20 protein-coding genes are annotated in these 19,994 nt (G+C 67.8%); 13 read left to right on the top strand and 7 right to left on the bottom strand.

Annotation, left to right across the window (positions count from 1 at the left end; translation table 11 throughout):
• Window positions 1–8: 8 nt before the first annotated feature.
• On the bottom strand, window positions 9–425 hold the full coding sequence (locus ABD188_RS16535; RefSeq protein ID WP_344064793.1) for a nuclear transport factor 2 family protein: 417 nt from the start codon (window positions 423–425) through the stop codon (window positions 9–11).
• A gap of 64 nt (window positions 426–489) precedes the next feature.
• Between ABD188_RS16535 and ABD188_RS16530 the strand changes: the two genes are divergently transcribed.
• From ABD188_RS16530 to ABD188_RS16520, 3 genes are all read left to right on the top strand, one after another.
• Window positions 490–1,458 carry an NAD(P)-dependent alcohol dehydrogenase gene (locus ABD188_RS16530; protein ID WP_344064791.1) on the top strand — a complete coding sequence of 323 codons (969 nt, stop codon included), beginning with the start codon at window positions 490–492 and terminating at the stop codon, window positions 1,456–1,458.
• A 73-nt stretch (window positions 1,459–1,531) separates the two neighbouring features.
• Window positions 1,532–2,212 carry a response regulator transcription factor gene (locus ABD188_RS16525; protein WP_344064788.1) on the top strand — a complete coding sequence of 227 codons (681 nt, stop codon included), beginning with the start codon at window positions 1,532–1,534 and terminating at the stop codon, window positions 2,210–2,212.
• Window positions 2,209–3,174, top strand: coding sequence for a sensor histidine kinase (locus ABD188_RS16520; RefSeq protein ID WP_344064786.1), 966 nt, complete (start codon window positions 2,209–2,211; stop codon window positions 3,172–3,174). The genes ABD188_RS16525 and ABD188_RS16520 overlap by 4 nt, the downstream gene beginning before the upstream one ends.
• Here ABD188_RS16520 and ABD188_RS16515 read toward each other — a convergent pair.
• The 4 genes from ABD188_RS16515 to ABD188_RS16500 form a co-directional block, all read right to left on the bottom strand.
• Window positions 3,166–3,960 carry an FAD:protein FMN transferase gene (locus tag ABD188_RS16515; protein WP_344064783.1) on the bottom strand — a complete coding sequence of 265 codons (795 nt, stop codon included), beginning with the start codon at window positions 3,958–3,960 and terminating at the stop codon, window positions 3,166–3,168. The genes ABD188_RS16520 and ABD188_RS16515 overlap by 9 nt on opposite strands.
• Before the next feature lie 44 nt (window positions 3,961–4,004).
• On the bottom strand, window positions 4,005–4,493 hold the full coding sequence (locus ABD188_RS16510) for an FMN-binding protein (protein ID WP_344064780.1): 489 nt from the start codon (window positions 4,491–4,493) through the stop codon (window positions 4,005–4,007).
• A 31-nt stretch (window positions 4,494–4,524) separates the two neighbouring features.
• Window positions 4,525–5,970 (bottom strand): ferredoxin reductase family protein, encoded by a 1,446-nt coding sequence (locus ABD188_RS16505; RefSeq protein WP_344064777.1) that lies wholly within the window; start codon window positions 5,968–5,970, stop codon window positions 4,525–4,527.
• 131 nt (window positions 5,971–6,101) lie between these two features.
• Window positions 6,102–6,770 carry a GAP family protein gene (locus tag ABD188_RS16500; RefSeq protein WP_344064774.1) on the bottom strand — a complete coding sequence of 223 codons (669 nt, stop codon included), beginning with the start codon at window positions 6,768–6,770 and terminating at the stop codon, window positions 6,102–6,104.
• A gap of 268 nt (window positions 6,771–7,038) precedes the next feature.
• Between ABD188_RS16500 and ABD188_RS16495 the strand changes: the two genes are divergently transcribed.
• Together ABD188_RS16495 and ABD188_RS16490 are read left to right on the top strand one after the other, a co-directional pair.
• Window positions 7,039–7,164, top strand: a complete 126-nt coding sequence (locus ABD188_RS16495; protein WP_344064771.1) for a hypothetical protein — start codon at window positions 7,039–7,041, stop codon at window positions 7,162–7,164.
• A gap of 136 nt (window positions 7,165–7,300) precedes the next feature.
• On the top strand, window positions 7,301–7,873 hold the full coding sequence (locus ABD188_RS16490) for a beta-class carbonic anhydrase (protein ID WP_344064768.1): 573 nt from the start codon (window positions 7,301–7,303) through the stop codon (window positions 7,871–7,873).
• Here ABD188_RS16490 and ABD188_RS16485 read toward each other — a convergent pair whose 3' ends face one another.
• Both ABD188_RS16485 and ABD188_RS16480 read right to left on the bottom strand, forming a co-directional pair.
• Window positions 7,874–8,068, bottom strand: a complete 195-nt coding sequence (locus ABD188_RS16485; RefSeq protein ID WP_344064764.1) for a hypothetical protein — start codon at window positions 8,066–8,068, stop codon at window positions 7,874–7,876.
• 153 nt (window positions 8,069–8,221) lie between these two features.
• Window positions 8,222–9,391, bottom strand: coding sequence for a glycoside hydrolase family 183 protein (locus ABD188_RS16480; RefSeq protein ID WP_344064761.1), 1,170 nt, complete (start codon window positions 9,389–9,391; stop codon window positions 8,222–8,224).
• Between the two features lie 195 nt (window positions 9,392–9,586).
• Here ABD188_RS16480 and ABD188_RS16475 point away from each other — a divergent pair, with 195 nt between their 5' ends.
• The 8 genes from ABD188_RS16475 to ABD188_RS16440 all read left to right on the top strand — a co-directional run bounded on the left by ABD188_RS16475 (window position 9,587) and on the right by ABD188_RS16440 (window position 19,952).
• Window positions 9,587–10,624 (top strand): LacI family DNA-binding transcriptional regulator, encoded by a 1,038-nt coding sequence (locus tag ABD188_RS16475; RefSeq protein ID WP_344064758.1) that lies wholly within the window; start codon window positions 9,587–9,589, stop codon window positions 10,622–10,624.
• Window positions 10,625–10,710: 86 nt separating this feature from the next.
• A complete protein-coding gene (locus ABD188_RS16470) occupies window positions 10,711–11,646 on the top strand; it encodes an ROK family protein (RefSeq protein WP_344064755.1) in 936 nt (311 codons plus the stop codon).
• On the top strand, window positions 11,643–13,460 hold the full coding sequence (locus ABD188_RS16465; protein ID WP_344064752.1) for a class I mannose-6-phosphate isomerase: 1,818 nt from the start codon (window positions 11,643–11,645) through the stop codon (window positions 13,458–13,460). Before ABD188_RS16470 ends, ABD188_RS16465 begins: the two co-directional genes overlap by 4 nt.
• A 155-nt stretch (window positions 13,461–13,615) precedes the next feature.
• Window positions 13,616–14,893 carry an ABC transporter substrate-binding protein gene (locus ABD188_RS16460; RefSeq protein ID WP_344064749.1) on the top strand — a complete coding sequence of 426 codons (1,278 nt, stop codon included), beginning with the start codon at window positions 13,616–13,618 and terminating at the stop codon, window positions 14,891–14,893.
• Window positions 14,894–15,027: 134 nt separating this feature from the next.
• A complete protein-coding gene (locus ABD188_RS16455; RefSeq protein WP_344064746.1) occupies window positions 15,028–15,846 on the top strand; it encodes a carbohydrate ABC transporter permease in 819 nt (272 codons plus the stop codon).
• 2 nt (window positions 15,847–15,848) lie between these two features.
• Complete coding sequence (locus tag ABD188_RS16450) at window positions 15,849–16,664, top strand: carbohydrate ABC transporter permease (RefSeq protein ID WP_344064743.1); 816 nt, start codon at window positions 15,849–15,851, stop codon at window positions 16,662–16,664.
• 9 nt (window positions 16,665–16,673) lie between these two features.
• Window positions 16,674–18,800, top strand: coding sequence for a glucosidase family protein (locus ABD188_RS16445; protein WP_344064740.1), 2,127 nt, complete (start codon window positions 16,674–16,676; stop codon window positions 18,798–18,800).
• Window positions 18,801–19,952 carry a GDSL-type esterase/lipase family protein gene (locus ABD188_RS16440; RefSeq protein ID WP_344064736.1) on the top strand — a complete coding sequence of 384 codons (1,152 nt, stop codon included), beginning with the start codon at window positions 18,801–18,803 and terminating at the stop codon, window positions 19,950–19,952.
• Window positions 19,953–19,994: the final 42 nt, after the last annotated feature.

Here is a 19,994-nt window from a genome sequence, read left to right as displayed (position 1 = left end):
GTCGCCGCTCAGGCGGAGTCCGCGGCGGGCGGCCTGTACATCTCTTGGACGGCAGCATCGATGTCGCCACCGCCGACCTCCACGGGCTCGAGGTACAGGCGCATCCGCTCCACCAACCCGTCACGCACGACCATGATCACCACTCCGCGCACCGCGAACGGCGCACCGTCTGTATGGTGGCCCGCCCAGTCCCACTCCGCCCACTCGGTGTCGCCGTCGACCGCGGACGAGAGCAGTTGCGCCGTGAAGTCGGGAATCCCCTCGAACACCGAGGTCCAGTTGGACAGCACTTGGGCGCTTCCGCCGAAGCCGCGACTCGGATGCGCGGGTTGGAAGCTCTCATAATCGTCGGCGAACAAGGACGCCATGCGCTGCGCATCATGACTGTTCATGGCATCCTGCAGCCGCTCGAGCAAGCCGGTCATGCCACAGAACGTAGTCCCCCACCATCCGAGGCGGAAGGTGGGCCCTCGCCCATACGCTGTGCACATGGCCCCGATGATGAAGGCAGTGGTGTACGACCGGTATGGACCCCCCGAGGTTCTGCGCGTCGTGAACCTTCCCGTGCCCGTGCCGGGGCCGCGGGACGTCCTCGTGAGGATCGTCGCGACGGGGCTGAACCTCAGCGACTGGGAGGCGTTGGTCGGCTCGCCGCTGTACTCGCGGTTCGGCGGGCTTCGACGACCACGGCGCAAAGTCCTCGGCTCGGACATCGCGGGCGTCGTGGCCGCCGTCGGCCCGGCCGTCACGCGCTTCGCCGTCGGCGACGAGGTCTACGGCGACAACCTGCAGCGCCTCGGTGGATTCGCGGAGTTCGCGATCGCCGCCGAGTCGGTGCTCGCACCGAAGCCTGCCGGACTCACCTTCGCCGAGGCATCGACGATTCCACAGGCCGGTGCGATCGCGGTGCATGGGACTTCGGGCGTGACACCCGGCATCCGTATGCTGATCAACGGCGGGGGCGGGGGCACCGGAGCCTTCGCCATACCGCTGGCGACGGCAGCGGGTGCGCACGTGACCGGTGTCGACAACGCCGGCAAGCTCGAGTTCATGCGCGCACTCGGCGCGGATGCGGTCATCGACTACCGCGCCGAGGACTTCACCGTCACCGGGCGGTACGACCTGATCCTCGACCTCGTCGCGCACCGTTCCGTGTTCGCCTACCGTCGTGCGCTCGCTCCGGGCGGGAGATACCTCGCGGTGGGAGGCGACGTAGGAACCCTGCTGCGGATCCTGACCGTCGGTGTGCTCGCCGCGCGCCTGTCGGGTCGACGGATGGGAGTCCTCGCCGTGCAGAGCGGACCGGCGAGATTCGGGCCTGTCGGCGAACGCTGCGCGGCCGGCGAGCTCGGCATCCACATCGATCGGACCTACCCGCTGCACCAGACCGCCGAGGCGTTGAAGCGCGTCGGCGAAGGCCGAGCGCTCGGCAAGGTCATCGTCGAACCCGGGGCCTGATCCATGAACGTCTTGGTGTTGTCTTGGAGACGTTCCGCTTCACTGGGCGACGAGCAGCAATCGAGGGGGGGCCGTGGATAGCTCGGCAGACGTGACCCGTGCCCGGCTCCTCTATGTCGAAGACGACGCGGAGATCGCCGAGATGACGATCGAGGTGCTCTCGGAGATCTACACCGTCGACCACGTCGCAGACGGCGACGTCGCCCTCACGCGCGCATTGAGCGGTCACTACGACCTGATGCTGGTCGATCGACGCCTCCCGGGGATGGATGGCGCTCGCCTCGTCGCGGCTGTCCGCACCGCACGCATCACCACGCCGATCCTGCTGCTGACCGCCCTCTCTTCGGTTGACGACCGCGTCGAGGGCCTGGATGCGGGTGCCAACGACTATCTTGTGAAGCCCTTCGATTTCGACGAACTCCTCGCCCGGCTGCGCGCGCTGCTGCGTGGCTACCGCGCTGACGGACAGCGTCGGTACCTCGGCGACCGGACGTTCACTCCCGCTTCATGGGCGCTCTACTCACCGACCGGACTGCGTGTCGGGCTCACGGCGACCGAGACCGCGCTGCTCGAGCTGCTGTCGGCGAGTCCGGAGCACGTCTTCTCTCGCGACGAGATCCTCGGGGCCGTCTTCGCGTCAGGCGACGCTCCGGGTTCCGTCGACACGTACGTGCACTACATCCGTCGCAAGTCGACGCCCGAGATCATCGAGACGATCCGCGGCCGCGGCTACCGGATCGGGGCTCCGACGTGAGCGCCCTCAACGATGAACGCCGTGTGCGGCAGACGTCGATGCGCGTGGGGCTGTGGGTGGGCGCGGCATCGACGCTGATCCTCGCCGCGGGGGTGGGCGTCCTCATCCTCGTCATCTTCGCCACCGCTCGACCCGAGCGCGGCGGCCCCGGCAGGGGACACGCCGATTTCGACGACGTGGTGGTCGACGTCGATCGCGTCGTGCCGTGGGTGATCGCACTCGGGGTGTTGGGCGTGGTCCTCCTCGCGTTGGTGGCATGGTTCGCGGCCCGTCGCTCGGTCCGGCCGCTCGCCGAAGCACTGCGGATGCAGCGAAACTTCGTGTCGGATGCCAGTCACGAGCTGCGCACCCCATTGACCGCACTCACCAGTCGCATCCAGATCCTGCAGCGCCGACACGACCGGGGCGAGCCGATCGACGAGACCATCGTCGACCTTCGCCGCAACGCCGCCGTGATGGATGATGTGCTCACCGACATGCTGCTTTCGGCAGAAGCAGACGCTGCGCAGACCGCCGATCCGACGGATGTCGCCGCCTGCGTCGCGGCTGCCGCGCAGTCGCTGCGGCCCATGGCCACAGAGCGGGATGTGGCCGTCGATGTCGAGGTCGACGGTCGACCCGCGGCGGCCATCCCGCGCGTCACCCTCACCCGGCTGTGCGTGGCGCTCCTCGACAACGCGATCGTGCATGCCCCATCCGGCACCACGGTCGGCCTCTCCGCGCGGGCGGTCGGCGGCTCGGTAGAGCTGCGCGTGGTCGATCGCGGAACCGGCATTCGGGCCGAGGATGTGGACCGGATCTTCGAACGCTTCGCGCGCGCCGACGAGACCGGCAACCGGCGCGGGTTCGGGTTGGGCCTGGCGCTGGTCCGCGAGGCGGTGACCCGTTACGGCGGCTCGGTCTCCATCGAGTCGACCTCTTCGGCAGGCACGACGTTCCTCGTCGTGCTGCCGTCAGCGTAGGGCGGCTCGAGCCTCCACCGACGCGGTCCGCGTGTTGATCTCGGTGCTTCCGAGCCACCGGCGGACGGTGCCGTCCGCCCCGATCACGACCCCGGTGCGGGTGCCCGCCCCGGCGATCCACGCCAGATCGTCGATCCCGGCAACGGCGGCAGTGGTGGCCCAGACGTCGGCCGCGGTGAGTCCGTCCGCGATGACCGTCGCGCTGAGCACGCTGCGCGCCGGGAGTCCCGTTCGCGGGTCGATGATGTGCTCGCCACGCTCCGCGGTGCCCGAGGTCGCCACGGCACCGTTCTTCACGTCGATCGTCGCGACGATGGTGCCCGGTCGTGCGGGGTCGGCGATGCCGACCCGCCAGCTCCAGTCCGCGGCATCCGAACTGAACAGCTGCAGGTCGCCGCCGGCGTTGATTCCGGCGGCGACGACATCCGCCCGGCTGACCAAGGGAGCCAGACGGCGGCGGGCGGCGGTTTCGACCGCCCATCCCTTGACGTATCCGGTCGGATCGAACCAGCCTCGCCAGTGGGCCGAGAAGCATCCCTCGGTGGCTCGCTCCCAATCGTCGCAGGCGGTGGCGACCTGCACCACGCGCGGGTCGAGCTCTGCCGCCGTGCGTTCTCCCCTCCGCAGCTGCGAGATGTCGGAATCGCCGCGGTAGGTCGAGAACACGCGGTCCACGTCACGCAGGTCGGCGAAGCAGTCCGCGACCGCGTCTGAGACGACGGGATCGCAATCGATCTCGGATGCTGCCGGACGGGTGAGGATGTGGATGCTGATGGTGGTGCCCATGATGTCTTGCACCCACACTCGGCGCCGAGGCTCGACCGAAGGACTCACGAGGTCGCCTGATCGATCGCGCTCTGCAGCGACTGCAGGTAGCCCTGGCTCGTGTACGTGGCGCCCGAGACCATGTCGATGTTCGCGCTTTGGGCGCTGATGGTCTCGGACACCAGCTGCGGCAGCGCCCGCTGGTTGATCTCCTGGTCGCGTCGGTTGCCGTTCGGATATTCGGGCACATCGACCGCCGTGATCGTGCCGCCGGATACTGTTATCGCCACCTGCACGGGTCCCCAGCGGGTGTCGACCGCCTGACCGGTGTACGAGCCATCGGTCAGGCCGGACGCCGCTGTCGAGGAGCCGCTGCTCGAACCGCTCCCGCTCGAACCGCTGCCGATGCTCGATCCCGACGACGATGAGCCCGAAACGGACGCTGGATCCACCGCGACCGACTCGGTGACCGAATCGCCGCGTGAGGTGCGGTAGCTGAAGAGCAGCACGAGACCGCTGATCGTCGCGAGCACCGCGTAGATGATCTTCTTCATGATGGCTCCGAAAAGGTCGGGATGGGGTGGGTCAGACGGTGAAGGCCTCGCTGTGGATGCGGTCCGCGGCGACTCCCGCGGCCCGCAGATCCTTGCGCACGGCGTCCATCCACGGGATCGGCCCGCACAGATACACGTCGTGCTGGTCGAGGTCGGGGGACAGGAACCGGATGAGGTCGGCTCCGTCCCACGTCGAGTGGGTGGCGGGTATCCAGCTCGCGCCGACACGGGACCGCGCGCCGTTCAGGGTGAAGTGGCGCACGCCCCTGGTCGCAACCAGTCGCGCGATCGCGTCGAGCCGCAGCGCGTCGCCATCCGCATGATCACGCGTGACCAGCGTCGCCCCGCCCGGGGCGTAGGACTCCGACTCGAGCAATGCGACAAGGGGCGCGACCCCCGCGCCCGCACCGAGCATCAGCACCTTGGGGCTCTGCCGGGTCTCGCCGGTCATGTGTCCGAAGGGTCCCTCGAAGACGACGCGCGTTCCGGGCTTCAATGTCGTCAGCCGCTGGGTGCCGTCACCGACGACCCGCGCGGAGATCACCAGTTCGTCGCCGTGCGGCGCGCCGGCGAGCGAGAACGGGTGGCCGCGCATCCAGCCGCCTCCATCCAGGAACCGCCACACGAAGAACTGACCCGGCTGGGCGCCGAGCGCGTGCAGCCTGCGTCCACGCATGCGCACCGCGACTCCGCGCAGCCCGTCTCGCTCGACGGCTGTCACCCGCAACCCGTGACGCCACGAGCGCCACACCGGCCGTCCGACGCGGAAGACGAGGACGGATGCCGCGACCGCCGCCCACAGTCCCCACCAGTAGGCGGTGGCGAGCGCGGAAGCGGTGAAGTCCGCACCCGTCCACAGCATGTGGGGGATCGCGAGGCCGACGCCCAGATAGCCGTAGAGATGCAGGAGGTGCCACGACTCGTACCGCAGTGCGCGCCGCGCGCGGCGGATCGAGGTGATCACGACGAGCACCAGCAGCGCCGTGCCTGCGGTGGCCAGCAGCATCCCCGGGTAGTCCCAGACGAACTCCCACAGCTGCACGAAAGGGTTCACGCCGGCTTGAGCCGCGTAGCCGAATACCTGCAGCACGATATGGCTGATCAAAAGCCAGAACGACCAGAATCCCACCAGCCGGTGCATGCGGGTGATGCCGTCGCGCCCGAATCCTCGCTCGAAGATCGGCACACGGGCCATCAGCAGCACTTGATAGAGAAGGAGGTTCGCCGATATGAGCCCGGCGAGTCTTCCCAGGCTGTTGAGCGTCTCGGCGTCGAAGGCGAAGAGCGCCGAGACACCCCCGCCCTGCACCCAGAGCGCGGTCACGATCAGACTCGTGAGCCAGATGATCGTCGTCGCGGCGAGGGTCCACGCGGAGCGCGGCGCCCGTCGCGCAGACGGGCGAGTGTGAACGGCCGTCGGCGAGGTTGACGGCGCGAGCACACCGGAGACGGCGGGCGGGCGCGCGGTGACTGTCATGTCTCGATATTCGGGTCACGCCTTTGAGACAGCGCCAAGAAACGATCCCTCACGGCAGGCTCATAGGGAATTCACCACATCGCCCACGCCGAGCCGACGCGGCGCACCGACTCGGCCTCAGGCGCCGTCGATCATCCCAGCCGTCCGATTCCCGAGCCGATCACGAAGACGCCGACCAGGAGCAGGATGATGCTCGTCATGGCCGCATCGTTGCGTGTCAGCCAGCTGCGCATGCTCGTCAGCCGCGGCACCATCCGGTCAGGGGCGACCATCGTCGCGACGATCGGCGTCACGACGGTCGATGCTCCGATGATCGTGTAGATCAAGATCGCGACCACAGCATCCGTTGGCGATTGGGAATCCGCCCGCACCGTCAAACCCGCCGCAATCGCCAGCAGCAGAGCCTTGGGCCGTATGTTCAGAATGAGTGCCACACCGAACGCCTGCCAGGGACGGAGCGACTTCTCCGAGCTCAGCCACTTCGGGACAGCAGGGGTCTCTGCCCGACGAGAGCGGAGCCACGACACGACCGCAAGCACGATCATCGCCAGGCCCACGATGATCTCGACGATGCCGATCGCGGTGTCGGGCCTGCGAGGCGAGCGTGCCGTCGGTATCAGCTCCGCGACGAGCGTGCACACCGAGACGACCAGGATGAGCCCGATCACCCAGCCGATCATGAACAGCGGCGCGGAGCGGGCCCGGTTCGGCGACAGCAGGATCAGGATCGTGACCATTATCGGCACCGAGCTGATCGCAACCGCCAGTGCGATCGGAAGGATGTGGCCGATAGCCTCCACGCGTCGCTCCACTCCCACCGTCGATGACGCTCGACCGAGCCCCAAGCGACGCTGCGAGGCGACGCCACTGGTTGTGCTGCCAAGTCTGCCCGATCCACCGTCCCCTGGGGAGCAGGCTGCAGGCGACAACTCGTAACGCAACGGAGATTTGCGGGATACCTGTGGTGGACGCGGTCTCGCTAGCCTGAAGGCGTAGGTCGCGCCCTGATGCGGGGAGCGACCTATTTTCATTTGGCAAGGGGGAATCTTGATCTGGCAAGGGGGAATCATGACCGAATGCACGTCCTGCGGTCGCGAGTACCCCTCCACACTGGAGGCGGCGCTCTGCGGCGACATCGATGCCTACGAATTCGAAGACCGGCGAAACGGCTCGATCTACAGATCGATCGACTGAACCGACCTCTCGATGCCCCTCCTCGCCCACCGGCGGGGAGGGGCATCTCGTTTGGAGCGTCACATCCAGACACAGTCGTCGCGCGTGCTTTTCGGCGGCGTACCGTCGGCTCATACCCGCGTGGAAAGGATCGACGATGTCCGTACTCGATGAGGTTCTGTCAGCGAACGAGGCCTACGCGGCATCCTTCGACAAAGGCGGGTTGGCGCTCCCGCCGGCCAGAGGTTTCGCGATCCTGACCTGCATGGACGCCCGGCTCGACCCGGCGAAGTATGCGGGACTCAGCGAGGGCGACGCCCACGTGATCCGCAATGCGGGCGGGCGGGCATCGGATGACGCCATCCGGTCACTCGTGATCTCGTACAAGCTGCTGGGCACGAGCGAATGGTTCGTCATCCACCACACCGACTGCGGCATGGAGTTCTTCACCGACGAGGTGATCACGGGTCTTCTGGCGAACAGCCTCGAGACGGCGGCGCTGGGCGATGACGGGTTCTACGACGTCGGCACCGGACCGGGGTCCGACCACGGGCAGCACATCGACTGGCTCACGATCTCGGACCAGACGCAGGCGGTGGTCGACGACGTCGTGCGGATCAAGGAGCACCCGCTCGTTCCCCCCAGGATCCCGGTGCACGGATTCCTCTACGATGTGCGTACCGGCCGGCTGATCGAGGTCCCGGTGCCCTCGGACGAATCCGCCGCCTGATCAGCCCAGCTTTCGCGCGGCCTTCCGCGCGCGCTTCTCGACACGGGCGCGCAGCTTGCGGACCTCGGGGTCGTTCCATACCGCGGAGGCTGTGCCGGAGATCTGCTTGTAGCGAGCCCTGCCTGCCTTGGAGCCGGCGACGTACGCGGCAGCGCCGACAGCCGTGACCAGGACGATGATCATGAGCTTCTTCATAGAGCTTCTCCATTCAGGGCGTTGTGCGGGAAGGTCTCAGTAAGACACGTCTCGCCCAGCGGCCAGGGGGGATTGACAGCCCGGCACGCGCGGCATACCGGGGCGGATGCCCCGCGGCCCAGGGCCACGGGGCATCCGTGCGTGCGCTGCAGGTCAGCCGCAGTGGCTGCCGTTGCTGATCTTCGCGTCGACGTCGATGTACCGCGGGCGGTAGTTGTCGACATCCACGTACAGATCGTTCGTGTCGAAGCTGTTCACGTTGTACGTGACCAGCAGCGTGTGGCCGTTGCCGAGCTCGGGGTGGGCCTTCGCGTTGTAAGTGAAGATGTTGCCGCTCGTCTCGGGCGTCGCGTAGAGGACCGTTTTGCCGGTGAACGGTCCCTCGAGGTTCTTGCTGCGGTACATCACGACCTTCGAGCTCAGCAGCTCGGTCGCGTCTCCCGTGACGAGCGTGTAGCGGCCCTGGAACTTGCTCACGCTGAACTCGTTCGACACCCCTTCGAGGATCCGCTTCGTGGCAGAAGGATCGGTCGACCAGCCCGCGTCACCGAGGTACTCCCAGGTGCCGTGCGCGAGATCACCGCCCTGTACCCGCGCAAGGTGCGCGAACTTCTGGGCGCCGAGGTCCTCCACGCCGTACACGTAGGTGTAGTGATGATCCTCGTAGATGGCCGACCCCCAGTTGATGCCGTTCGTGGCGACGGGGTCGACGGAGAGCAGCTCGAGGGTCGAAGCGTCGAAGGTCGCAACGGCGTTGCCCTTGAACGCGAAGTCCCACATGGTGTCGCCCGTCTTGATGAACTCGACCAGCATCACCTGCAGCTCGTCGCCGTGAACGGTGGCGTCGCCGAACCAGTACCAGTCCTTGGCCTCATCGCCGCCCGCGACCTTGACCAGCGATTCCGGAGCCTGAGCCGTGCCGCCCGTATATGTCGTGATCACGCCGTCGTCGTCGACGTTGATCGAGTTGTGGATGAACAGCGAGTCGAGCGGGCGCCCGTGGGTCTCGTTCACCTCGCCGAGGAAGGTGTCGGAGTAGATCCACGCGATCCGCCCGTCGGGCAATTCGACGCTGTACGCCGAGTCGGCTCCCGTCCACTGGCCGGCCGTGTCACCGTAATCGCCGAAGCGATCGGTCAGCTCGGCGTCGACTTCGGCCGAGATGGCTGCACACGTCTTCGCCGCCGCAGCAGTTGGCGGCGCTGCCGCGGAATCCGGTGCCGCTGCCGCGGACAGCGGGATGGATGACGCGACAAGCGCGAGTGCGCCCACCGCGGAGGCGAGGGCGATCCGTCCGGATCGGGCTGGAGTTCGCTGAGGCATGCTGGTCGTGCTCCTCCCCGGCAACATCGCCGGTAAGGGAACGAGTGCGGTCGGCACCCGTTCCTGTTAACGTTATCAAGGACGGGAGCGTAGCAGTGGTCACGACCATTGCCAACCCCGGTCCCGCGTTCGGTACGGCATGACGCCCGTGCTGCGGTATACCGTGAGTTCGCCGACGATGCGAGAGGAACCCACATGGCCGGTGTCAGCCATCCCGGCAAGCAGCCGACCGTGAAAGAGGTCGCCCAGCACGCCGGCGTGAGCCCGATGACGGTGTCGCGGACCCTCGCCGGTGGCGCGAACGTGCGGCCCGACCTTCAGGAGCGGGTGCTGGCTGCGGTTCGCGAGCTCGGTTACCACCGCAATGAGAACGCGCGGAGTCTCCGGCCGGGCCAGGCGAGCGGGCTGATCGGCGTCGCCATCACGAACCTCGGCAATCCGTACTACGGCAACTTCGCGCTGGGTGTCGAGGAGGCTGTGGCCGAGACGGGCCGACGCATCGTCCTCGGCAACACCGGTGGCGATCCGGCACGCGAGCGCCAGCTCGTCGCGGATTTCATGGGCCGTCAGGTCGAGGGTCTGGTGCTCGTCCCCTCCGGTGGCCCCTCCGATCACCTGCGACCGGAGCGCCTCGGCGATGTGCCGCTCGTCCTGGCATCCCGCCGCATCTACGGGCTCGACGTGGATGTCGTACTGCTCGACGACGTCGGAGGCGCCTACCGCGGCACGCGTGCCCTGCTGGATGCCGGGCACACGCGGATCGGCTACCTGGGCAATGTCAGCTCGGCGTTCACGGGCGCGCGACGGTACGAGGGGTACATGCGGGCGCTGGACGAGCGCGGCATCGAGGTCGACCCGGACCTCGTGTTCCGTGAGCACCACGACTCGGGCTCGGCGAGCGATGCCACGCGGCGGCTTCTCGATCTCGAGCGGCCGCCGACCGCGATCTTCAGCGCGAACAACCGGAACAGCGTGGGCGCGCTGCACGAGATCGGCCGCCGCCTGCGCGGTGGTGCGAGCGCGGCGGAGCTGCCCGCGCTCGTCAGCTTCGACGACTTCGAGCTCGCTGAGCTCATGCCCGTGCCCGTCACGGTGGTCGACCACGATCCGCGTGAGCTCGGTCGCGAGGCGGCACGGCTGCTCCTGTCGCGGCTCAGAATCGGCGATCGCACTCAGGTGCCCGCGCGAGTCGTCGAGATGCCGGTGCGTCTGGCGCCCCCGCCGTCGGATTGATCGCCGAACACGATTTGCGTCATCCTCGCCATCGCAGGTAAGGTAACGTTACCAACTGCTAGACCACAAAGACGAGGAGGACGAGGGTGCGCACTGTCGCGATCGACCTCGGCGGCACTGCCGTCAAGCTCGGCGTGTTCGAGTCCGGCCGCCTCGTCACACACGACGAGTTCGCCACCGTTGAGGGCCAGATCGGTCTCGACGAGGTCGCGCAGCGCGTGGAGTCGCTCCTCGACGGCGAGCGTGCCGGCGCGATCGGGATCGCGGTGCCCGGGGTGGTCGACCCGCAGGGCTCGAGCCTGCTGGCCGCACACGGCAAGTATGCCGAGCTGCACGACCTCGACCTGTCGGCCTGGTCCGCCTCCCGCTTCGGCTGCCCGGCCGTCGTCGAGAACGACGCTCGCGCGGCCCTCATCGGCGAGATCACGGACGGTGTCGCACGCGGATCGCGGGATGCGCTGCTGATCGTCCTCGGCACCGGCATCGGCACCGCGGCCATCGTGGACGGCCGGATCATCCGCGGCCGGCGAGGCCACGGTGCGATCCTCGGCGGACACATCACGCTCGACCTCGACGGACCGCGGTGCCCATGCGGCAATATCGGCTGCGCCGAGGCGCTCGCGAGCACATGGGCACTGGCGGCGGATGCGGCATCCGGTCGCCTCACCCTCGGGCGTGAACTCGCCTCGAGACTCGCCGATCCGGGGACCATCGGCATCCGCGATCTCGTCGAGACGCGCCATGAAGCCGAGTCGGCAGCCATTCTGGACCGCTACCTTCGCACCTGGTCCGCGGTCATCGTGACCCAGTGCCACGCTTTCGACCCCGACGTCGTGATCGTCACGGGGGGTGTGATGCGTTCGGCCGACGTGATCCTTCCCGCACTCGAAGCCCGCGTGCACGCCGACCTGTGGTCCTCGTCGTTCCGCCCACCACTCGTCACTCCTGACGACCCCGCCACCTCGGTCCTTCGCGGACTCGCAGCACTCGCCGACGACCTCGACAGCAAAGGACGGCCATGACGACCGTTGACCCGCCCGGCATTCCGCTCGAGGATTACATGCTCGACGACCGCAGCAGCTACGTGAAGCTGCCCACCGTTGCGCTGCCCGCCGGCAGCGAGGTGCTCGTCGGCGACGCCGCGTGGACCACTGCGATGCAGATCGCCGGTACCGCGACCGACCACCCGCTCATCGCCGTCGACGTGTACCCCGGCGGAGACGTCGCGGCGATCGCCGCCCGCATCCACGAGGTGCTGCCCGACGCCGACGTCATCAACGTCGAGGATGCCGCCGCTGCCGACATCGAGGTGATCGATGCCCTCATCGGGCGCAACCTCACCGACGACCGCGTGTTCGGCGTCATGAGTCACTTCACCCTCGACGAGTTCTACGACGCCGACCGTCTCGCCGATCTGCAGCTGAGGGTTTCGGAGCGCACTCGGCCGACCGTGCTCGTCGGCTGGGGCGCGGATCTCGCGGCGAGTCGCGAAGCGGACGCCCTCGTGCTCGTGGATCTCGCGCGCTGGGAGATCCAGCAGCGCCTGCGCGCCGGAACCCCGAACTGGCGTGCGAGCAACGGCGACGAAGATGTCCTGCGCAAGTACAAGCGCGGGTTCTTCGTGGAGTGGCGCACGGCGGATCGGCACAAGCGGACCCTCTTCGACCGGATCGATCTGCTCGTCGACGGCAATGCGTCTCTCGACGACGCAGGTGCGGTGCGCGGCGCGGATTTCCGTGCAGCACTCTCCAACGCGACAGCGTCGCCATTCCGCGTCGTGCCCTTCTTCGACCCCGGCGTCTGGGGCGGGCAGTGGATGAAGAGCCAGCTCGACCTCGACCCCACGGTCCACAACTACGCGTGGTGCTTCGACTGCGTGCCCGAGGAGAACTCGCTGCTGCTCGAGGCAGGCGGCCGGGTCGTCGAGATCCCGGCGATGGACCTCGTCCTCAGCAGGCCGCGCGAGCTCCTCGGCGAGCGCACGTTCGCGCGTTTCGGGGCAGAGTTCCCGATCCGCTTCGACTTCCTCGACACGATGGGCGGTGGCAACCTGTCGCTGCAGGTGCATCCGCTCACGGAGTACATCCGCGACGCGTTCGGCATGGCCTACACGCAGGACGAGAGCTACTACATGCTCGACGCGGACGATGATGCCGTCGTGTACCTCGGAGTCAAGACGGATGTCGATCCGGCAGCGATGCTCGCAGATCTACGTGCCGCGACCGACGGTGATCATCCCTTCGATGCCGAGAAGTACGTGAACGTCTTCCCGGCGCGCAAGCACGATCACTTCGCCATCCCCGCGGGCACCGTGCACTGCTCCGGTGCGAACTCGATGGTGCTCGAGATCTCGGCGACGCCCTACATCTTCACTTTCAAGCTCTGGGACTGGGGCCGTGTCGGTCTCGACGGAGTCCCGCGCCCGGTGCACATCGACCACGGCGCGCAGAACATCCAGTGGGATCGCGACACCGAGTGGGTCGAGCGCAATCTGGTCGGCCAGGTCGAAGAGTTGCGCCGCGAGCCCGGACTGGTCGAGGAGCGCACCGGCTTGCACGAGCTCGAGTTCATCGAGGTCCGCCGGCACTGGTTCGAGCAGGAGGCAGCCCACGACACGGAGGGCACCGTCAATGTGCTCAATCTGGTCGAGGGCGACGAGGTCGAGGTCGTCAGCCCCACCGACGCGTTCCCGCCGTACACGATCCACTACGCAGAGACCTTCATCGTCCCTGCGGCAGTCGGTCCCTACGTCATCCGCCGTTCACCGAACTCCCGGAGCGAAAGCTTCGGGACCGTGAAGGCGTACGTCCGCGGAACGCGCACCAGCGACAGCTGACGCGGGCCGCCTCAAGACCACAACTGAACATCGAAAGAACACAGCAACGCGGCACCCGCCGCATCCGATCGCAACGCCCTTGCATCGACTCGCGAGAGTTGATACCTTTGCGGGGCGGTTGGTAACGATACCAAAACAAGGACAAGGGAGTTCCAGTGAAGTCACGACGCATGGTCGGAGCCGGCATCGCCGCGCTCGCGACTGCCACGCTGCTGCTGGCCGGCTGCTCGGGCGGCGGCGGCAACGAAGGCGGTGACGCCGGTGCAACGACCGGCACGCTCGATTTCTACACCGACAAGGCGGCATGGGAGCCGGACTTCGACGAGCTGAACGCCACGAGCGCGGAGGCCGTCGACATCACCCTGAACACGACCGGCTACTCGGATGCCGCGCAGTACGACGCGTTCATCAAGCAGTCGTTCCGCACCCAGAAGAGCCCGGGCCTGTTCACCTGGCACACGGGTGACTCGCTGAAGCAGCTCGTCGACGAGAACCTTGTCGCCGAGACCACGGACCTCTGGACGAAGGCCATCGACGAGGGCTGGGCGACCGAGGACCTTCGCGATGAGTACACGTTCGACGGCAAGCAGTACTGCGTGCCCATGAACATCGCGTACTGGGTCATGTACTACAACAAGAACATCTTCGAGGAGCAGGGCATCGAAGAGCCCACCACGTGGGAGGAGCTCGACGCTGCTGCGACCAAGCTCAAGGCCGCCGGCATCACGCCGTATTACCAGACCAGCATCCTGTTCACCTTCCAGTGGTTCCAGCAGCTCGTCGCGGGCACGGATCCCGAGCTGTACAAGGGTCTGTCGACCGGCGACGTGAAGTACACCGACCCCGAGATCGTCGACATCATGAACATCTGGCTCGACGAGCAGGAGAAGGGCTGGTTCAGCGACGCCGGCAGCACGGTCGACCCCGCGGTGGGGCTCAAGCAGGGCGACTTCGCCATGATCAACTTCGGCTCGTTCTTCAACGGCTCGCTGGATGGCGCCGGCATGGTCTCGGGCGAGGACTACGACATGTTCGTGATCCCGGCCGTGAACGCCGACCTCGGCACGACCCCGGTCGCGGTCGAGTCCGGCCCGATCTGCGTCGCCGAGAACTCGAAGCAGAAGGACCTCGGCATGGCGTACTCCGAATGGTGGATGTCGCCCGACGCGCAGACCGCATGGAACGCCGCTCGCGGCGACGTCGCCTTCAACCCCAAGGCCACGGTCAACGATCCGATGCTCTCCGACCTCGGCACCACGGTCGCCGATGGCAGCCACACCCTGTTCACGCGCTACTTCGAGGCGACGCCCACGCCGATCCTCACCGTCGCGCTCGAGCAGTTCGGTGCCTTCAACGCCAACCCCGGCGACCCGATGCCGTTCCTCGAGGCCATTCAGGCCGAAGCGGACAAGTACTGGGCCGACCAGGAGTAATCCGGATGGCTGTCGCTCAGACGCCCGCAGCGGAGCGGGTGGCCGGAGGTCCCACTGGGACCCCCGGCCGCCCCGCCCGCCGGCGGCGGAGAACGCCATATCAAGGTTCCGCCCGGGGCTTCGTAGCCCCGGGCGTGTTCCTGGTAGCCGTCCTCCTCTACCTTCCGCTGCTGTGGACCACGTTCCTCAGCTTCACCGAGTACAACGGCCTCGGCGACCCCGACTGGGTCGGCATCGACAACTACGTCGAGATGTTCACCGATCCGGCGTTCGTCGGCTCGCTGATGAACACCCTGCTGTGGGTGGCCGGCACTCTGCTGATCCCGGTCGGCGTCGGCCTCGCGCTGGCGCTGCTCACCTGGAACCTGCCCGGTGGCATCTGGCTGCGACTGCCGTTCCTCATCCCGTACGCGATCTCGGGGATCGGCGTCGGCGTCATCTGGTCGTTCATCCTCTCCGCCAACGGAGCGCTCGACCAGGCGCTCGCGGTGTTCGGCGTCACCGATCCGCCGCGATGGCTGGTGGATGCCCCCCTCAACACGGTCGTCATGATTCTGGCGTCCTCATGGCAGGGCGTCGGCGTGAACGCCCTCCTGTTCACGATCGGCCTGCAGTCGATCCCGAAGGAGCCGCTCGAGGCCGCCCGCGTCGACGGCGCCACCGGCTTCCGTCTCTTCGGCAGCATCCTCTGGCCGATGCTGCGTCCGCTCACCGCGGTCGTGGTGGGCCTGTCCATCGTCGCCAGCCTGAAGACCTTCGACATCGTGCTTTCGATGACGAAGGGCGGTCCGGGCCGGGCGTCCGAGACGCTCGCCCTCACGATGTACCGCGAGACGTTCGTCAACAGCGACTACGGCCTCGGCTCTGCGATCGCCGTCTTCCTCTCGGTCGTCACGCTGATCGCGTCGATCCTGTACCTCCGCCAGCAGCTCTCCCAGAAGCACGAGATGTGACCATGTCGAGAATCCTCCGCACGACCGTCCTCGTCATCCTGGGTCTCTTCTGGCTGCTGCCGGTCTACCTGCTCCTGGTCAACGCGAGTAAGAACCCGCTGACATTCACGTCGAAAGAGGCATGGATCCCTTCGGGAGACTTCGCGCTCGTCTCCAACATCGCAGACGCCATGCAGCTCTCGGGCCTGAGCGACAGCATCGGCGCCACTCTGCTGTATGCGTTCGTCTCGCCGATCATCGCGGTGCTCGTCGGAGCCGCCGCAGGCTTCGCGATCGTCGCGCTGCGTCTGAAGCGCGGGTTCCTGTGGTTCGTCGTGATCTTCGGCGGCACCGTGTTCCCGCTGCAGATGGTGCTGCTACCGCTGTTCGACGCGTACTCCCGCGTCGGCCTTTACGACACTCACGTGGGCATGATCATCGTGTACACCGCGATCTCCATCCCGTTCTCGGCGTTCGTCATGCGCAACTTCTTCACAGGCGTGGCGCACTCCGTGTTCGAGGCGGCGGTGCTCGACGGCGCGACGACGTGGCGGATCTTCTCCCGGGTCTATCTGCCCATCGCCTCGAGCGCGCTCGTCGCGATCTTCATCCTGCAGGCGACCTTCATCTGGAACGATCTGCTGCTCGGTCTCACACTCACCCAGTCCGACAACGTGCGGCCGATCGTGACGACCCTGGCCGGCATGCAGAGCACGTACGGCGGCGCACAGATCTCAACGGTCCTCGCCGCGGCCGTGCTCGTCTCGCTGCCGACGGTGATCCTGTTCCTGTTCACCCAGAAGTTCTTCTCCCGCGGGCTCGCCCTCGGGCAGTACTAGGAGCCGCCGATGCTGCTGCAGACCTCCCACATCCCGACGGTCGAGGCCCTGGCGGCCGACGCCGTCACGCACCACTACGACGACATGATCGCGCCCTCGGGCCTGACGAACCACCTCGGCACGGTGCGGGTCGACCACGACCTCACCTCGGTGACGGCGCTGCAGTTCCCGCCGGTGTCACAGGCGCTCGCGACGACCGCGGTCGCCTTCGTCGACGGGCGGATCTTCAAGTCGTACGGAGCTCCGGTGACGCACGAATGGCGGCCCGACCGGGTCGTGCGACGTGCCGAGCTGCCGGGCCTCGAACTCGAGACCACGACAGTGGTCGTGCCGGGCTCGACGGCCGTCGCGATCCATGTGCGGGTGCGCAACACGGGCGTCGAGCGCCGCTCGGTCGAGGTCATGCTCTCGCTCGCGGCGCGCGTCGTCGCGGGCTCCGAGGCATGGAACTCGGCCTATTCGCCGGACGCGCAGAACGAGGCATCCGTCGAGGGTGACCGCGTGGTGTTCGTCGACGCTGCCAAATCGGCGTGGAGCGTGCAGGGCGTCGATGTGCCGGCGAGCGCACGCCTGAGCGGCGTGGCGCCGACATCCGAGGCCTTCTCGGTCGGCGTCGGCGGAATGGGTCGCGGTGGTGATGTGACGGTGGTGCTGGATGTCGCCGCCGGCGCCGAGGCGCGCTTCGGCTACGTGAACGCCGTTGCCACGAGCCGCGATGCAGCGTTCGCGGTATTCGACGCCGTCGCCGGCGACGTCGAAGCGGCGGTCGCGGCATCCGAGCAGTACTGGAACGCCCAGCTCGAGGCGGCCGTGACTCCCGGCAACAGCGAGTTCTCGGGTCACCTGCCCGTGCTCGAGACGACATCGGAGCCGCTGCGCCGCCTCTACTGGTGGGGCATCCTCGGCGTCATCTACATGCGCCGCGACTACGCGGGCAACGTGCTCGGACGCAGCTACGACACGCTCATGCCGAACTACTGGGGCACGACCACCTTCATCTGGGACTACAGCCTGAGCTCGGTGATGCACGCGCTGCTCGACCCGGCCGAGATGCGCCGGCAGCTCAGGCACTGGGTCGTGAACGACACGCACACGCTGTACGGCACTTCCTCGCTCACCGGCGGTCCGATCGGGCAGTGGTACTCGGTCAACGACTACGCCATGACCCGGCTGGTGCGCGACTACGTCCGGTTCACGGGCGACGCCGGCTTCCTCGATGAGCGGGCCGATGACGGCCGCACCGTCTTGGACCACCTGCGCTTCTGGGCGCGGGCCTGGCAGGGTCTTCGCCGGTCGTCGCCGCTCGCGGACTACGGCGAGATCGAGAACCTGCTCGAGTGCGTGAGCTCGTACACGCACGAGGTCGCGAGCTTCAACGCCGCCAACGTCTGGAACCTGCGGATGACCGCGGACGTGCTCGACATGCGCGGCGACACCGCCGGCGCGGTCGAGCTGCGCGCGGAGGCGGACGCGCTCGTCGTCGAGGTGCGGAAGCTGTACATGCCGGGGGAGGGGTTCTTCGCCGCGCGCCAGCCGGACGGCTCGAAGCTGCCGGTGCGGCACTGCTACGACTTCAATATCGTCGGCACGACGATCTCGGACGACCTCGACGAGACCACCCGGGCCGAGATGGTCGCGTTCTTCCAGCGCGAGCTGCAGACGCCGGAGTGGCTCCGCGCGCTCTCGCCGTGGGATCCGGATGCTTCGTACAGCGTCCGGCCCGACCACCAGTGGAACGGCGCCTACACCGCGTGGCCCGCGGACTCGGCTCGCGCCCTCATCGCGCTGGGAGAGCCGAAGGCGGCGCTCGACTGGCTGCCCGGCCTCGCTCGCACGGCGAATCAGGGCCCTCCCGGACAGGCGCACTTCGTCGCCGAGGCGCAGCCGCTGCTCAATGGCGGAGCGCGCAAGGCGCCGCCGCAGCTGCCGTACATCAACGACTGGGCATGCTCGTCGGCGGGGGCGTACGTCGCGCTCGTGATCGAGTCGCTGTTCGGTGCGGTACCGGGCCTCGATGGCCTCGGCGTCGTGGACGGATGCGTCGCCGAGCTCGACCCGTCGGCCGTTCTCCGCGGCCTCCGGGTGGGCGACCGTCTCGTCGACGTGCACGCCGACGGTCGCGTGGTCGACCGCTGAATGGCTCCGTTGCGTGACGTCGATCTCGGCGGGGTCGCGATCCGCGGCGCCGTCGAGATCGAACGAACCGCACGAAGGTTGACGCCGCACCGCCTCCCGGCGTGGGCGCGCCTGCAGATTCCCGACGCGTTCATGGTCCAGACCTCCGCCGAGAGCGCCGGCATCCGGCTGGCGTTCCGCACCGCGGCGACGACTCTCGAGTTGGATGTGGCAGCCCGCCGGATGGCGCCGGATGCGGCATCCGCTCTTCCGGCGAGCATCTGGGAGCTCACGTCGGAGGGTCGCGTCGTCGCCGAGGCGGCCGCCGTCGCCGGCTCTCGCTATCTGTTCACGTTCGAGGACCCATCGGGGCGGGTCATCGAGGGACCGCCGTCGACTGTGCGCTTCACGTCGCTGCCCGCGGTGGAGACCGAGTACGAGCTCTGGCTGCCGTTCACCGACGCGGTCGAGCTGCTCGCGCTGCGGGCCGACGCACCCGTTGCGCCGCCTGCGGACCGGACCGCGGTGAAGTGGGTGCATCACGGCAGTTCGATCAGCCACGGCTACCGCGCCGACTCGACCACCGGCACCTGGCCGGTCGCTGCCGCGCTCGCGACCGGTGCCGACCTGACGAACCTGGCGTTCTCGGGCAGCGCCATGCTCGACCCGTTCACGGCGAGGACCGTGCGCGACCAGCCCGCCGATCTGATCAGCCTGAAAGTCGGCATCAACCTCGTGAACGGCGATGTGATGCGGATGCGGGCGTTCCGGCCCGCGGTCGATGGGTTTCTCGACACGCTTCGCGAGGGGCACCCGACCGCACCGATCGTCGTGGTCTCGCCGATCTTCTGTGCACCGGTGGAGGATGCGGCGGGCCCGACCGTGCAGGACCCGACACGGTCGTACGAGTGGTCGATCGCCGGCGGGACCGAGGCTCAGGTCGCCGAGGGCAAGCTCTCGCTCGGCGCCATCCGCGCAGCGCTCGCAGACATCGTCGTGCGGCGTCGGGCGACCGACCCGAACCTCCACTATGTCGACGGCCACGACCTCTACGGCCCCGCCGATGCCGAGCGGACGCCGCTGCCCGACAACCTGCATCCCGGCCCCGACGTGCAGCGACTCATCGCGGAACGATTCGTCGAGCGGGTGCTGCGGCCGCTGGTCTGGGGATAGGCACGGACCGGGTTCGCGAGGTTGATACGGTACGAGTCGGAT

Origin of the sequence: Microbacterium pumilum (genome assembly GCF_039530225.1) — a bacterium.
Taxonomy (GTDB): Bacteria; Actinomycetota; Actinomycetes; order Actinomycetales; family Microbacteriaceae; genus Microbacterium; species Microbacterium pumilum.
The sequence above is the reverse complement of the archived record's forward strand: the minus strand, read 5'-3'. Positions and strand labels throughout refer to the sequence as shown.